Below are 14,779 nucleotides of genomic sequence, written 5' to 3' on the forward strand. Positions count from 1 at the left end.
ATTTGCTGTGGTTTTGGCCCGATCGCAGCGACAATCGCGGCGCGGCGCGGGGGTTCGCACAGAATGCGAAACGATCTGCCCGACAAAGATGCAAAAGGGGCGCGGTGTCCCGCGCCCCTTCCCCGGAGTGTCGCGCCCGTTTCAGGCGAAAAGGAGATCGCCCGCCCCGAAGGCCGCGCCAAGATCGGCGGCGGCGAGCCCGGCAAAGAGGATCGTGTCGCCCTCGGCGAGCGTCAGCAGCGCGCCCTCCCCGGTGTCGGCGAGCGTCGCGCCGGCATGGCTTGCGAGGTAGTCCTCCGCGCTCTGCCCCGCGATCACCAGGCTGTCGGTGCCGATCTCGAAATCGGTGATCGTGACGTCGCCCTGCTTGCGCGCGTCGAGATAGGAAAAGACGAATGTGTCCGCCCCTTCGCCGCCCGAGGCGACATGATCGCCGCCCGCCTTCATCCGCAGATCGAGAATGTCGTCGCCCGCGCCGCCCTCGAGCGTCGAGCTCTGATCGCCCGAGGAGATCCAGTCACTGCCATCGCCGCCGAGGAGCAGGTTGTTGCCCTTGTGGCCATAGATCACGTCGTCGCCCGCGCCGCCGTCGATCGTGTCATCGCCGGCATTGGCGCCCAGCGTATCCGCCCCGGCACCCCCGAGCAGGATGTCGTTCCCCGCCCCGCCATTGGCGAGGTCGTCGCCATCCCCGCAGGAGAGCACGTCATCCGTCCCCGCCGCGCTCACCATCCGGTCGTCGTCCGCGGTGCCCTCGGTCAATCCCGCGATCAGGATCCCGCGGCTCGCCTCCGGGGTCTCGAGCAAGGCGCGCAGGCTCACGCCGTCGAGCACGACGCACGCGCCCTCCCCGGTTTCGAGCATGACCGATCCGCCCTGCTCGCTCAGCGTGAAGGGGCGCGCCGCGCTTGCGCTCTGCTCGGCCCCCCAGGTGACGCGATCCTCGCCCAGGGTGAAATCGGTGACATGGACGGTATAGCCGCCCGCCACGCGCGTACCGCTCGCAGTTTCGATGTCGATCGCGTCGCGCCCCTCGCCGCCGGTAACGGTGAAGGCGCTGTCATATTCGGTGAAAAGCGTGATCCTGTCGTCGCCGCCCCCGCCGAAGATGGTGTCATCGCCGGTCCCGTGCATCACCGAGATCTCGTCGAGTGCGTCTCCGCCGTCGATCCAGAGCGAACCGCTGCTGTCGAGCGCCATGATGAAGTCGTGATCGAGCCCACCGTAGATCGTGTCGTTCCCGCCGTCGGCGATGATGAAATCCTCCGACCAGCCGCCGTCGATCATGTCGTCGCCGGCCCCGCCGTGGATCGTATCGTTACCGATGCCGCCATAAAGCAAGTCATTCCCCTCGCCACCGGAGAAGCTGTCGTTTCCCGTGCCCCCGAAGATCGTGTCATCGCCACCGAAGCCATTTGCGAGGGCGTCACCGTCCTCCAGGGCGATCAGGTCACCCCCCGCCGTGCCCGAAACCGGTCGCCCCGGCATCGGGTTGTAGGTGACATTGGAAAAGGTCATTGAGGTGAAGGTGATCAGCTCTTCCATCGAGACGCCGACCAGGGTGATCTGTCCGCCGGTCGGCGTGGCGAGCACCGCGTTGCCCGCCACTTCGGAGATTGCGAACTGCTCCGGACCGGTGGCGCCGCGGGGCTGACCGAAGGCATTCGCAGTTTCGTCGAAGAGCCCGTAGAGCGAGATCGTATCGGCGTAGATGTTGAAATCCGAGATCGTCGCGGTGAAGGCGCCAGAAGTATAGGTCGCGCTGACTGCTCCGACGCCGTCAAAGACCTGCACCACATCGTCACCCGTGCCGAGCGTGATTGCGTAATCCGCCCCATCCGCCCCGACAAGCGCGATCAGGTCGTTGCCGGCACCGCCGTCGAGTACCCCCCCCGCAAGCCCCGCGTAAAGCGAATCCTGCCCATCCCCACCGTAGAGATCGACGGCATTCACCTGGTCATGCGATACGCCAAGCTGATCGTTCCCCAGCTCGCCCCAGAGCGTATCCGCCCCCGTCGCGCTGAGCAGCGTGTCATTGCCGGCACCGCCACGCACCGCGTCGTCGTCGCTGCCGTTCCACTGCGGATCCATTCCGTCCCCGGTCAGCATGTCGTTGCCATAGCTACCGTTGATCGTGTCATTCCCGCCGCCGCCGTAAATCAGATCCGCCCCGCTCGTCCCGGTCAAAACCTCGCTCGCGTTGGTCCCGTAAATATCCATCCCTATGTCTCCAAGTGAAATCACCCGGCGCGGGCAGCACCGGGTGATCTATTGTTAACCACAACTGTGACGAGAATGCGGCCTCAGGTCTTGAAGATGCGGTAGATCGCCGGGATCACCAGCACGGTGAGCAGCGTCGAGGTCAGCAGCCCGAAGAGGAGCGAGATCGCCAGCCCCTGGAAGATCGGGTCGGCGAGGATCACCACCGCGCCGATCATCGCCGCGACCGCGGTGAGCAGGATCGGCTTGAACCGGATCGCGCCCGCCGCGATCAGCACCTCGATCTCCGAGCGCCCGGTGTGCTCGCCGTGGCGGATGAAGTCGACGAGCAGGATCGAGTTGCGCACGATAATGCCCGCCAGCGCGATGAAACCGATCATCGAGGTCGCCGAGAAGGGCGCGTGGAAGATCAGGTGACCGACCATGATGCCGAGGAAGGTGAGCGGGATCGGCGTCAGGATCACCAGCGGCAGCCGGAACGAGCCGAACTGCGCCACCACGAGGATATAGATCCCCAGAAGCGCCACGCCGAAGGCCGCGCCCATGTCGCGGAAGGTGACCCAGGTCACTTCCCACTCGCCGTCCCAAAGCAGCGTCACATGGCTCTCGTCGTCGGGCTGGCCGTGCAGCGAGACCGTGGGCTTCTCGCCCGGCGCCCAGTCGATCTTGTCGAGCGCCTCGTCCACCGCGATCATGCCGTAAAGCGGCGCCTCGAACTGGCCGGCAAGTTCGCCGGTGACCATCTCCGCCTCGCGCCCGTTGTGGCGGAAGATCGGATAGGAGGCCTTCTCCTCGGTCACGTCGACGACATCGCCCAGCTCGACCACGCCGCGCGCGCCGGGCAGCACGTTCGCCGGGATCGGGGTCGAGAGCGTCGCCTCGTCCATCACCCGCGCGCCCTTGTCGCGCTCCATCACGATCGGCAGCGGCATCCGCTCGTCGCCGCGGTGCGAATAGCCCACCGTCGTCGAGCCGTTCAGCATGCCGAGCGTATCGAAGACGTCGCTTTCCTCGACCGAGTAGAATTCGAGATTGTCCGAATTCACCGTCGCCCGCAGCCGGCGCGTCTGGGTGCCGAAGCTGTTGTCGACGTCGACGACGAAGGGCACCGACTTGAACGCCTGCTCGATCTTCGTCGCGGCCGAGCGCCGGGTGGCGGCATCGGGGCCGTAGACCTCGGCGAGCAGCGTCGCGATCACCGGCGGACCGGGCGGCGGCTCGACCGTCTTCAGGCTGGTGCCCTCGGGCACCTCGAGCTTGCTGATCCGCTCGCGGACATCGAGCGCGATGTCATGCGAGGTGCGGTCGCGATCGGCCTTGTTCTTGAGGTTGATCTGCACATCGCCCTGATAGGGGTATTCGCGCAGGTAGTAGTGCCGCACGAGCCCGTTGAAGTTGAACGGCGCCCCGGTGCCGGCGTGCGTCTGCACCGAGATCACCTCGGGCAGCTTCGTCACCTCCGCCGCCACCTTCTGCGCGACGGCATCGGTATCCTCGACCGAGGAACCCTCGGGCAGGTCGATCACCACGCTCAGCTCCGACTTGTTGTCGAAGGGGAGCAGTTTCACCGTGACATGCTTGGTGTAAAGCAGCCCGAGCGAGCCGAAGCTGAGCACGATCGCCGCGATCAGGAAGATCCAGGAATTGCGCTTCGTCGCCAGCACCGGGCGCGCGACCTTCTCGTAAAGCGCGCCAAGCTTGCCGCCGTGGTGTTGCAGCCCATCGGCGCCGACCTCGTCGTGATCGGCATGGGCCGACATGTCGGCACCGCCCGCGATCTTCACCATCAGCCAAGGCGTCACGATCACCGCGACGAAGAAGGAGAAGATCATCGCCGCCGAGGCCACCGAGGGGATCGGCGACATGTAGGGGCCCATCAGCCCGCTCACGAAAAGCATCGGCAGAAGCGCCGCGACCACCGTCAGCGTGGCGACGATCGTCGGGTTGCCGACCTCGGCCACCGCCTCGATCGCGCGCGCGATGCGCGAGCCCTTGCCGGGCATCGCCCAGTGCCGCGCGATGTTCTCGATCACCACGATCGCATCGTCGACGAGGATACCGATCGAGAAGATCAGTGCGAAAAGGCTGACGCGGTTGAGCGTGAAGCCCATGATATTCGCCGCGAACAGCGTGAGCAGGATCGTCACCGGGATCACGATCGCGACGACGATGCTCTCGCGCCAGCCGATCGCAAACAGCACCAGCGCAATGATCGAGACCGTCGCGAGGCCGAGGTGGAACAGCAGCTCGTTCGCCTTCTCGTTCGCGGTCTCGCCATAGTCGCGGGTGACCTGCACCTCGACATTGGCGGGGATCAGCGTGCCCTCGAGCTCATGCACGCGCTCGAGGATCTTCTCCGCGACGACCACGGCATTGGCGCCCGCACGCTTCGCGATCGCCACCGTCACCGCCGGGCGGCGGTCGAGCGTGTCGCCCTCGCGCGTGACGTTGGCGGTGATATGGTCCTCGGTATCGCCGACATATTCGACCTTGGCGACGTCGGCGACATAGACCGGGCGGCTGTCGCGCGTCGTCAGCAGCAGCCCCGCGATTTCCGAGGGCGCCGTCAGCGTCTTGCCCGCGACGAGGTCGATCTGCTGGCCCTTGTCGCGCAGCTTGCCGGTGTTGAAGGCGCGGTTCGCCTGCTCGACCTTGTTCGAAAGCTGCTGCAGCGTCACGCCGTAAAGCGCGAGCTTTTCGGGATCGGGCTCGATCCGGATCGCCTCGGTCGACTCGCCGACGATATAGGTCAGGCCGACGTTCTCGATCTTGGTGACCTCGGTCTGCAGCTCGCGCGCGATGCGGGTGAGATCGGCGGCGGGAATATCCGCGCCGGGCTTGCCCGAAAGCGTGAGCGCCACGATCGCCACGTCGTCGATGCCGCGCCCGACGATGATCGGCGCGTCGATGCCGGTCGGGATCCGGTCGAGATTGGCGTTCACCTTCTCATGCACGCGCAGGATCGCGGCATCCGAGGAGGTGCCGACGATGAAACGCGCCATCACGAGGGAATAATCGTCCGAGGTCTGGCTATAGACGTGCTCGACCTCGTTGATGCCCTTGATGATGGTCTCCATCGGCTCGGTCACGAGCTTCATCGCATCCTCGGCCTTCAGGCCCGGGGCCTGCAGGTGGATGTCGACCATCGGCACCGAGATCTGCGGCTCTTCCTCGCGCGGCAGCGAGATCAGCGCGACGAGGCCGACCGCCAGCGCGGCGAGGATGATCAGCGGCGTCAGCGCCGAGCGAATGAAGGCGCGGGTGAGCCGGCCGGCGATGCCGAGCTTGTGCTCGTCGATGCCGAGCGCGTGCTCGTCATCCTTCGGGGCTTCGGTGTCATTGCTCATCGGTCACGACCTCTTCGCCACCGGTCAGGCCCGAGATGATCTCGACCATGTCGACGCCGTCGAGCGTGCGATGCGTGCCCGGCACCACCGCGCGTTCGACCGGCCCCTCGGCACCGGTGATGCGCACGAAGTCGAGGCCGGAGCGCGTGACCATCACCGAGGCCGGCACCAGCACCGCCGCGCGGCGCGCGAGCGGCAGCTTCACGAGCACCCGCTCGCCCACGAAATTCGAATTGAGATCAGGCACTTCCACGTCGGCGTTGACACGGCCGCTCTCGATCAGCGGGTAGACCTTGGCGATCTTGCCCTCGACGACGCCCTTCGCGCCCTCCATCGTGATCGGGTCGCCCGCGGACAGCGAGGGCGCAAAACGTTCGGGCACCGAGACGCGCAGGAAGAAGCCGCCGCCGCCCACCGTCGCGACGCTCTCGCCCGCGAGCACATAGGCCCCTTTCGCCACCGGCACCTCGAGCACGCGGCCGGTGATCGGCGCGAGCACTTCGCCCTCGGCGCCCTGCTGCTCGGTCACCGCGCGGCTCGCCTTCTGCGCCTCGATCTGGCTCGTGTAGACGTTCACCTGCGTCTGCAGCGCGTCATAGGCCTGCGCCGTCATCACGCCGCGCGCCTTCAGGCTTTCGGCGCGCGTCAGGTCGGTCTGCGCATTGGCGAGCTGGCTTTCGAGCGCGGCGATCTGCGCGTCATAGGCCGAAAGCTGGAAGGAAATCTTCTCGTCCACGATCTTGCCGAGCGGCTGGCCCGCCTGCACCAGATCGCCCTCGGTCACGCTCAGCTCGGTCAGCGTGCCGCCAAGCCGCGCGCGCGCCGGGATCGAATCGCGCGCCTCGATCTGGCCATAGACCGTCTTCCAGTCGACCACTTCGGTCGGCGTGACGGTGAAGGTGCCGGCCAGCGCCACCCCGGGCAGCGCCAGCGTGGCAAGCGCCAGCGGCAGAACGAAAGATTTCATATCGGCATCCCTTCCCTTCCGGGTGTCGTCCGGAATTACATTCCGGTTTTTGAATGTGTGACCCTTTACACCATTATACAATCCCGCCGCAAGGGCCGCTACGCCGCGCAAGGTCGCGGCGCGCGCCATTGTGGCCCGGATGCGTCGGGGCTTTCACGCCGCAGTTTTTCCCGCTAAAGCCTTGGGCGCAATCCGCAAGAGGTGAAGCCATGCACGATATCCGCGCGATCCGCGAAAACCCCGCTCTCTTCGATGCCGCGCTTGCGCGTCGCGGGCTCTCGCCGCTGTCGGCGGAGATCCTCGCGCTCGACGAGGCGCGGCGGGCGGCGATCCACGCGGCCGAAACCGCGACGGCGGAGCAGAACGCGGCCTCGAAGCTTGTCGGGGCGGCGAAGGCGAAGGGCGACGAGGCGGAATTCGAGCGTCTGCGCGCGCTGGTGGCCGAGAAGAAATCCGAGGTCGCGGCGATGCAGGCGCAGGCCGGGCTTCTCGACAACGACCTGCGCGAGAAGCTGCTCTGGGTGCCGAACGCGCCGCTCGAGGACGTGCCCGATGGCGCGGACGAGGCGGAGAACGTCGAGATCCACCGCTGGGGCGCGCCGAAGAATTACGATTTCACCCCGCTCGAGCATTACCAGCTGCCCGCCGTGGGCAAGGAGATGGATTTCGAAACGGCGGCGAAGCTCTCGGGCGCGCGCTTCGTCGTGCTGAAATCGGGCGTCGCGCGCGTGCACCGGGCGCTCGCGCAGTTCATGCTCGACCTGCATGTCGACACCCATGGGCTGACCGAGGCGATCACCCCGGTGCTCGTGCGTTCGGAAACGATGCTCGGCACCGGGCAACTCCCGAAATTCGCCGAGGACAGCTATGAGACGACGAACGGCTGGTGGATGATCCCGACCGCCGAGGTAACGCTGACCAATTTCATCTCGGGCGAGATCTGGGACGAGGCCGCCCTGCCCGCCCGGATGTGCGCGCATACGAATTGCTTCCGCTCCGAAGCCGGGTCCGCCGGCAAGGACACCGCCGGCATGCTGCGCCAGCACCAGTTCGAGAAGGTCGAGATGGTGACGATCTGCCGCCCCGAGGACGCGATCGCGGAACATGAGGGCATGGTGAAACGCGCCGAAGCGGTGCTCGAGGCGCTCGGCCTGCCCTATCGCCGGATCGTCCTTTGCACCGGCGACATGGGGTTCGGCGCGCAGAAGACCTATGACCTCGAGGTCTGGCTGCCCGGGCAGAACACCTATCGCGAGATCTCCTCGGTCTCGACCTGCGGTCAGTTCCAGGCGCGGCGGATGAACGGGCGCTACAAGCCCGCCTCGGGTGGCAAGCCCGAATTCGTCGCCACGCTGAACGGCTCGGGCCTCGCCGTCGGGCGCTGCCTGATCGCGGTCCTGGAAAACGGTCAGGAGGCCGATGGCTCCGTCACGCTGCCCGCCGTGCTGCACCGCTATCTCGGCGGCAAGACGCGGCTGGTGGATGGCAAGCTCGTCTGAGCGAAAATTCCTGCAAACCGGGGCGCGGCGGGGGAACCTGGCCGCGCCCTTTGCGTTTTGACTGAAAGACCAAGGGGATATCATGCTGCGTCTGAAAGCGATCCTGACCTTCACCGCCGCGCTGGCCTTCGCCGCCGCCTCCTACAGCGCGCGCAACTTCCGCGGCTACGACCCGGCGGCCTTTCCGGTGCCGGTCGTGAACCCGCCGTTCCAGCCCGCGCCCTGGGCCTTCTCGATCTGGGGGGTGATCTTTCTCGCGCTGATCGTGCAGGCGGGGTTCGGCCTCTTCCGCCGGGCCGAAGACCGCGCCTGGGACGCGCCGCGTTGGGCGCTCTTCCTGTCGATGGCGCTTGGCGCAAACTGGCTTGCGGTGGCGATGCAGGCGCCGGTGCTCGCCACGGTGCAGATCTGGGTGATGGCGGCGCTTTCGCTCGCCGCGCTCGCCCTTGTGCCGAAGGGCGCGGAGTTCACCTCGCGCGCCGCACCGATCGGGCTTTACGCGGGCTGGCTCACCGCGGCGACGATGGTCGCCACCGGCACGGTGCTGGTGGGCTATGGCCTGCTGCCCTTGGGCGTCGCGACCTGGGTCGTGCTCGCGGCGGCGGTGATCGTGGGCCTTGCCGTCACCGCCCGCCTCGCGCCCGGCGTGGCCTATCCGGCGGGCGTCATCTGGGCGTTGATCGGCATCATCGCCGCGAATACCGCGAACACCGCGCTGGTCGCCGCAGCCGGCGGGGCGATCCTGGCCCTTGGCGTGACAGCCTGGATCCGCCGCGCGGGTTGAGAAGGCGGACGCCTCCGGCGGGAGTATTTGCACCAAGCAGAAACCATGCCCTCCCAGGGCCAGACCCTTGGCTTCTTCTTGGCAAAAATACTCATCCGACGCCGAGCAAGGAAAAACCCGCCTCCCTGACGGAGGCGGGTTTTCTCATTTCTTCGGCGGGCGCTGGCCCTTGGGCTTCGGCTTGTCGGGGCGCATCGTGCCCCCCGGCGCGACGCCACCCGAAGCCGATTTCCCCTTGCGCTCGGCCGCCTTGCGCGCCTCGACGTGTTTCGTCAGCCGCGAGGGGATCGACTTCTTGCGCTCCTTATAGGGGTTCTTCGAGCCCTGATCGCGGAAATAGATCCGGATCGGCGTGCCCGGCATGTCGAAATCGGCGCGCAGCCCGTTCACCAGATAGCGCCCGTAGCTTTCCGGGATCTTGTCGACATGCGTCGCCATCACGACGAACCCCGGCGGCCGCGTCTTTGCCTGCGTCATGTAGCGCAGCTTGATCCGGCGCCCGCCGGGCGCGGGCGGCGGATGCGCCTCGGTCATCGCCTGCAGCCACATGTTCAGCTTCGCGGTCGAGATCCGGCGGTTCCAGACCTCATAGGCGCGGATGATCGCATTGTGCAGCCGGTCGAGCCCCTTGCCCGTCTTCGCCGAAACGGTGACGAGCGGCGCGCCGCGCAGCTGCGGCAGGTATTTCTCGAAATTCTCCCGCAGCTCCTTGAGCTTCTCGGGCTTGTCCTCCTCGAGATCCCATTTGTTCGCGGCGACGACGACGGCGCGGCCCTCGGTTTCCGCGAAATCGGCGATCCGCAGATCCTGCGTCTCGAAGGGGATATTGACGTCGAGCAGCACCACGACGACCTCGGCGAAGCGCACCGCGCGCAGCCCGTCGGCGACGGACAGCTTTTCAAGCTTGTCGGCCACCTTCGCCTTCTTGCGCATGCCGGCGGTGTCCCAGATCCGCATCGGCGTGCCCATGAACTCGGTCGAGACCGAGATCGCGTCGCGGGTGATGCCGGCCTCGGGGCCAGTGAGCAGCCGGTCCTCGCCGATGATCTTGTTGATCAGCGTCGACTTGCCGGCGTTCGGCCGCCCGATCACCGCAAGCTGCAGCGGGCGCGCCGCGGTCGGCATGCGGATCGTGGTCTCGTCCTCGTTCTCCTCGTCGAGATCGACGTCGACCTCGGGCGCGTCGAGCGCGTGTTTCTCGGCGAAGCCATCGGCGAGCGGGCGCAGCACGTCATAAAGATCGTCGAGCCCCTCGCCGTGTTCGGCGGAAATCCGGATCGGCTCACCAAGGCCGAGGCTCCAGGCCTCGATCGCGCCGGCATCGCCGGCCGAGCCCTCGGCCTTGTTCGCGGCGACGATCACATGGGCGTTCTTGCGGCGCAGGATATCGGCGAAGATCTCATCGGCCGGGGTCACGCCCGCGCGCGCGTCGATCAGGAAAAGGCAGATGTCCGCCTCCTCGACCGCGCGCTCGGTCAGGCGCCGCATCCTTCCCTGCAGGCTGTCGTCCTCGGCCATCTCGAGGCCGGCCGAGTCGATCACGATGAAGCGCAGATCGCCGAGCCGCGCATCGCCCTCGCGCAGGTCGCGCGTGACGCCCGGCGTGTCGTCGACCAGCGCAAGCCGGCGGCCGACGAGCCGGTTGAACAGCGTCGATTTGCCGACATTCGGGCGCCCGACGATGGCGAGGGTAAAGCTCATTTCCTGCTCCTTTGGCGGGCCGGGCCCACGCGAAGCCGCCCGCTTACACCGCTTTCGCCCCGCGCGTCAACACGCCCGCTCAGCGATAGGCGAGCAGCTTGCCGTCGCGGTTGACGATATAGAGGGTCGAGCCCGCCACCACCGGATCGGTCGCCGCCCCGCCGGGGATCGCCGCCTCACCGAGTTTCGCGCCCGAGGCCGGGTCGAAGATCCGCAGCACGCCATCCGAGGAGGCCACGAACAGCCGCCCGCCGGCGAGCAGCGGCCCGCGGTTGACGGTGATCTCCTGCTGCTTCTTGACCTTTTCCTTGACGTAATAGGGCAGGTCCACGGCCCAGATCTGCGCGCCCGTCGCAGCGTCGAGCCGGATCAGCTGCGCCTGATCGGAGACGAGGAAGACCGAGCCGCCCGCGACCTGTGCGGGCGCGTTGGCGCCCTGATCGGCGGACCAGATCTGCTGACCCGAGCTCACCTCGAAAGCGGCGAGCTTGCCCGCGGAAGAGCCGGCGTAAAGCGTGTCGCCCACGATCACCGGATCGCCGGTGAGATCGCTCACCTCGGTATAGCCGCGGCCAAGCCGGGTGCCGGCGAGTTTCGCCTGCCAAAGCGTCAGCCCCTGTTTCTTCAGCGTCGCGACCATGTCGCCGCCCGCGAAGGGGAAGACCACGAGCCGGTCGTTCACCGCCGGCGCCGAGACGCCCGACATGCCGGCCTGTGCCGGGGTGCCGGTGAACTGCCAGAGCACCTTGCCGTCGGCCGCGTTGATCGCCCAGGCCGAGGCGTCGCGCGCCACCACATAGACGATGCCGTTCGAGACCGTCGGCGCGCCGCCGACACCCGCGTCGAAATCCTGCCGCCAGAGCACCTTGCCGCTCGCCGCATCCAGCGCGACGAGCTGGCTGAACCCGGTCGTCGCAAAGATCTTGCCGCCGTCATAGGCGAGCCCGGCGCCGGTCGCGTCGTCGTCGCGGTCGCCAGGCGCGGCGATGTCAGTCTGCCAGAGCGGCGCGCCCGCGGTCGAGGTCGCGGTCAGCAGCGCGCGGCTGTCCATGGTGAAGACGCGGCCCGCGCCCACCACCGGCTCGGCGGCGATGCGGTAGCGGCGGCTGTCGCCCTGCCCGATCGGCGCCTGCCAGACGAGCGAAGTGCCCGCGCCGATCGCCGGGTTGGTCAGCGCATGGGTGGCGGCGCCACCGCGCTGCGGCCAGTCGGCATTCGCCACCGTGCGCGGCGCGGCGAAGGCGCGCGGCGCCTCGGTCGCACTCGCCGGAACCCCTGCGCCATCGGTCAGCACCGCGCGCGGATCAAGCCGCTCGCCCGGCAGGCGGACTTCCTTCTCGCAGCCCGCCAGCGCCACGGCCACGCCCAGAACGGCGATTCCCCCGATCAGCTTCATCGCTTTTCCCCCGACCTTGCCCGTCTTTCCGGTTTCGTGCCCTTGCGGCGCCGTGGCGCCCCTGCGCCGCTCACTGCGCCGCCGGATCACCGCCCAGCGCCACAATCAACTGTGTCGCGCGCTCATGCAAGCCCGAGGTCACGCCGTCCTCGGCGAGGATCTCGCGCGCCTTGGCGATCGCGCCATCCTTGTCGCCCGCGGCCATCGCGTCGATCGCCTGCTGTTCGAGCGCCATCAGGCGATAGGGCCCGCCGGGCTTCGCCAGATCCTCGAGCTCGGCCACGCGTTTCGCGCCATCCATCTTGTCGCCCGCGACGATCACCGCCTTCAGCCGCGCGAGGTCGCGCAGGCTCGCCGGCAGGCTCGCATCCGCGGCCACCGCCTGCAGATCGGCAAGCGCCGCCTCGGCCTTGTCGTCCTGCACCGCCTGCGCCGCCGCCATCAGCTTCACCACATCGGCGCGCTGCCCCTCGGCGCTCACCGTGGAAAGCGCATCGCCCGGGTTTTCCGATTGCACCGCGGCGAGCAGCGCATCGCCAAAGGCCTCGGCCGCCGCCTGCTCGCGCGACTTCTGCCATTCGACCCAGGCCGAGCCGCCCACCACCGCGAGGATCGCGACGATGCCGATCCAGCCGTATTTCTTGAAAATGGCGAAAAGCCGATCGCGGCGCACCTCTTCGGTGACTTCCTCGATGAAACTGTCGGTCTGGTCCACGGGCGGGCTCCTGTCGATTTGAGCGCCTTTCTATACGCGGAAACCGGGCGTGCCAAGGCCGCGGGAACGGCGGCGGGAAGGGCAGCGGCGCGCCCGCGGAAAACCGCGCGACGGGGGCGCCGCCCCCTCGCGGCCCCGCCGCTCCCCCCCGGGATATTTCCGCTCTGCAGAAAGGGCTTTCATCTTGCCCAAAATACCTCGGGGGAGGCGCAGCCGGGGGCGGAGCCCCCTGCCCGGCCGCTCACTCCGCGGCTTCGATCGCGGCGTCTTCCTCGTCCTCGGCGGATTGGCGCGCCCACATCGCCGAATAGCGCCCGGCATGCGCGAGCAGCTCGTCATGGGTGCCTTCCTCGACGATCACGCCCTTTTCCAGCACCACGATCCGATCGGCATCGGCGATCGTGCTCAGCCGGTGCGCGATGGTGATGACGGTGCGCCCTGCCCCCATCGCATCGAGGCTTTCCTGGATGTCGCGCTCGGTCTGGGTGTCGAGCGCCGAGGTCGCCTCGTCCAGAAGCAGGATCGGCGGGTTCTTCAGCAGCGTGCGCGCGATGCCGACGCGCTGCTTCTCGCCACCCGAAAGCTTGAGGCCCCGCTCGCCCACCGCGGTGTCGTAGCCCTCGGGCAGGCTGATGACGAAATCGTGGATCTTCGCGGCCTTGGCAGCGGCGACGATCTCCTCCTCGCTGGCCTCGGGGCGGCCATAGGCGATGTTGTAGCGGATCGAGTCGTTGAAAAGCACCGTGTCCTGCGGCACCACGCCGATCGCGTCATGCAGGCTTTCCTGCGTGACGTCGCGGATGTCCTGCCCGTCGATGCGGATCGCGCCCCCCGTCACCTCGTAGAAGCGGAAAAGCAGCCGCCCGATGGTGGACTTGCCCGAGCCCGAGGGCCCGACCAGCGCCACCTTGTGCCCCGCCGGCACCTCGAGCGAAATCCCCTTGAGGATCGGGCGCGTCGGATCGTAGGCGAATTCCACCGCCTCGAAGCGGATCGCGCCGCCGTTCACTTTCAGAACCTTCGCATCCGGGCTGTCGCTGATTTCCGCCGGCTGATGCAACAAATCGAACATTTCGCCCATATCGACCAGCGCCTGCCGGATCTCGCGATAGACCGTGCCGAGAAAGCCGAGCGGCATCGTGATCTGGATCATATAGGCCTGCACCATGACGAAATCGCCGACCGTGAGCGTGCCCGCCTGCACCTCGATCGCCGCCATCACCATCACCGCGACAAGCCCCGCGGTGATGATCAGGCTTTGCCCTGCGTTGAGGAAGGCGAGGCTCTGCCCGGTCTTCACCGCCGCCGCCTCATAGCCCTTCATCGAGGCGTCGTAGCGCGCCGCCTCTCGCTTCTCGGCGCCGAAATATTTCACCGTCTCGAAGTTCAAGAGGCTGTCGATCGCCTTCTGGTTCGCGGCCGTATCGGCGTCGTTCATCTTGCGCCGGATCGCGACGCGCCATTCGGTGATCTTGAAGGTGAAGGTGACATAGGCCCAGATCGTGACCACCACGACGAGCGCATAGCGCCAGTCGAACATCACCGCGAAGATCACGGTGACGAGGGTCAGCTCGATGATCAGCGGCCCGACCGAAAACAGCATGAAGCGCAGCAGGAAATCGACGCCCTTCACGCCGCGCTCGATGATCCGGCTGAGCCCGCCGGTCTTGCGCGTGATGTGATAGCGCAGCGAGAGCGCGTGGATGTGCTGGAAGGTCTCGAGCGCGAGCTGGCGCAGCGCGCGCTGCCCCACCCGCACGAAGACCGCATCGCGCAGCTCGCCGAAGGCCGTGCCCATCAGCCGCGCCACGCCGTAGGCAATGGTCAGCGCCACCGCGCCGAGCGGCATCAGCCAGCTCTCGTCGCGCGCCTCGCCGGCGAGCCCGTCGACCGCCGCCTTGTAAAGGAAGGGCGTCGCGACCGAGATCAGCTTGGCGATGACCAGCAGCCCCAGCGCGATCACGACCCGCCGCTTCACCCAGCTCTGCCCCTCGGGCCAGAGATAGGGCGCGACGGAGCGGATCGTGCGCCAGCCGCGGGCGCGCTCGGCGCGGTTCATCTTGCCCGCTTGCGTGATCTGTGACGGCGGCATCGCGCCTCCTTTCGACCGGTCGCTCCGGCCTTCCAAAGTTTCGAAATATCCCGGGGTC

The 14,779-nt window shown here is 67.5% G+C and carries 9 protein-coding genes; 2 read left to right on the forward strand and 7 right to left on the reverse strand.

The features are described from left to right. Positions 1–141: 141 nt before the first annotated feature. From AB7U46_RS06665 to AB7U46_RS06675, 3 genes are all read right to left on the reverse strand, one after another. A complete protein-coding gene (locus AB7U46_RS06665) occupies positions 142–2,220 on the reverse strand; it encodes a calcium-binding protein (protein ID WP_428336167.1) in 2,079 nt (692 codons plus the stop codon). An 83-nt stretch (positions 2,221–2,303) separates the two neighbouring features. Next, a complete protein-coding gene (locus tag AB7U46_RS06670) occupies positions 2,304–5,567 on the reverse strand; it encodes an efflux RND transporter permease subunit (RefSeq protein ID WP_428336168.1) in 3,264 nt (1,087 codons plus the stop codon). Next, the gene (locus tag AB7U46_RS06675; RefSeq protein ID WP_428336169.1) at positions 5,557–6,534 is read right to left on the reverse strand and encodes an efflux RND transporter periplasmic adaptor subunit; all 978 of its coding nucleotides are present in this window, start codon (positions 6,532–6,534) and stop codon (positions 5,557–5,559) included. Before AB7U46_RS06675 ends, AB7U46_RS06670 begins: the two co-directional genes overlap by 11 nt. Positions 6,535–6,743: 209 nt before the next feature. Here AB7U46_RS06675 and serS point away from each other — a divergent pair, with 209 nt between their 5' ends. Beyond that, positions 6,744–8,033 carry a serine--tRNA ligase gene (gene serS, locus AB7U46_RS06680; protein ID WP_428336170.1) on the forward strand — a complete coding sequence of 430 codons (1,290 nt, stop codon included), beginning with the start codon at positions 6,744–6,746 and terminating at the stop codon, positions 8,031–8,033. Between the two features lie 82 nt (positions 8,034–8,115). After that, entirely contained in the window at positions 8,116–8,817 is a 702-nt protein-coding gene (locus AB7U46_RS06685; protein ID WP_428336171.1) for a hypothetical protein, read from the forward strand. Between the two features lie 144 nt (positions 8,818–8,961). Here AB7U46_RS06685 and der read toward each other — a convergent pair whose 3' ends face one another. The 4 genes from der to AB7U46_RS06705 all read right to left on the reverse strand — a co-directional run bounded on the left by der (position 8,962) and on the right by AB7U46_RS06705 (position 14,688). After that, entirely contained in the window at positions 8,962–10,518 is a 1,557-nt protein-coding gene (der, locus tag AB7U46_RS06690) for a ribosome biogenesis GTPase Der (protein WP_428336172.1), read from the reverse strand. Positions 10,519–10,597: 79 nt separating this feature from the next. Continuing rightward, on the reverse strand, positions 10,598–11,914 hold the full coding sequence (locus tag AB7U46_RS06695; protein ID WP_428336173.1) for a PQQ-binding-like beta-propeller repeat protein: 1,317 nt from the start codon (positions 11,912–11,914) through the stop codon (positions 10,598–10,600). A 70-nt stretch (positions 11,915–11,984) separates the two neighbouring features. Continuing rightward, entirely contained in the window at positions 11,985–12,629 is a 645-nt protein-coding gene (locus AB7U46_RS06700; RefSeq protein ID WP_428336174.1) for a tetratricopeptide repeat protein, read from the reverse strand. Positions 12,630–12,870: 241 nt separating this feature from the next. Beyond that, complete coding sequence (locus AB7U46_RS06705; RefSeq protein WP_428336177.1) at positions 12,871–14,688, reverse strand: ABCB family ABC transporter ATP-binding protein/permease; 1,818 nt, start codon at positions 14,686–14,688, stop codon at positions 12,871–12,873. Positions 14,689–14,779 lie beyond the last annotated feature (91 nt).

The sequence above is a fragment of the Paenirhodobacter sp. genome (genome assembly GCF_050177655.1).
Classification (GTDB): domain Bacteria; phylum Pseudomonadota; class Alphaproteobacteria; order Rhodobacterales; family Rhodobacteraceae; genus Rhodobacter.

What these genes read in the sequence shown, in the direction of transcription:
- AB7U46_RS06665 (WP_428336167.1), bottom strand. Translation starts at nt 2,220, where the DNA reads ATGGATATTTACGGGACCAACGCGAGCGAGGTTTTGACCGGGACGAGC.
- AB7U46_RS06670 (WP_428336168.1), bottom strand. Translation starts at nt 5,567, where the DNA reads ATGAGCAATGACACCGAAGCCCCGAAGGATGACGAGCACGCGCTCGGC.
- AB7U46_RS06675 (WP_428336169.1), bottom strand. Translation starts at nt 6,534, where the DNA reads ATGAAATCTTTCGTTCTGCCGCTGGCGCTTGCCACGCTGGCGCTGCCC.
- serS (WP_428336170.1), top strand. Translation starts at nt 6,744, where the DNA reads ATGCACGATATCCGCGCGATCCGCGAAAACCCCGCTCTCTTCGATGCC.
- AB7U46_RS06685 (WP_428336171.1), top strand. Translation starts at nt 8,116, where the DNA reads ATGCTGCGTCTGAAAGCGATCCTGACCTTCACCGCCGCGCTGGCCTTC.
- der (WP_428336172.1), bottom strand. Translation starts at nt 10,518, where the DNA reads ATGAGCTTTACCCTCGCCATCGTCGGGCGCCCGAATGTCGGCAAATCG.
- AB7U46_RS06695 (WP_428336173.1), bottom strand. Translation starts at nt 11,914, where the DNA reads ATGAAGCTGATCGGGGGAATCGCCGTTCTGGGCGTGGCCGTGGCGCTG.
- AB7U46_RS06705 (WP_428336177.1), bottom strand. Translation starts at nt 14,688, where the DNA reads ATGAACCGCGCCGAGCGCGCCCGCGGCTGGCGCACGATCCGCTCCGTC.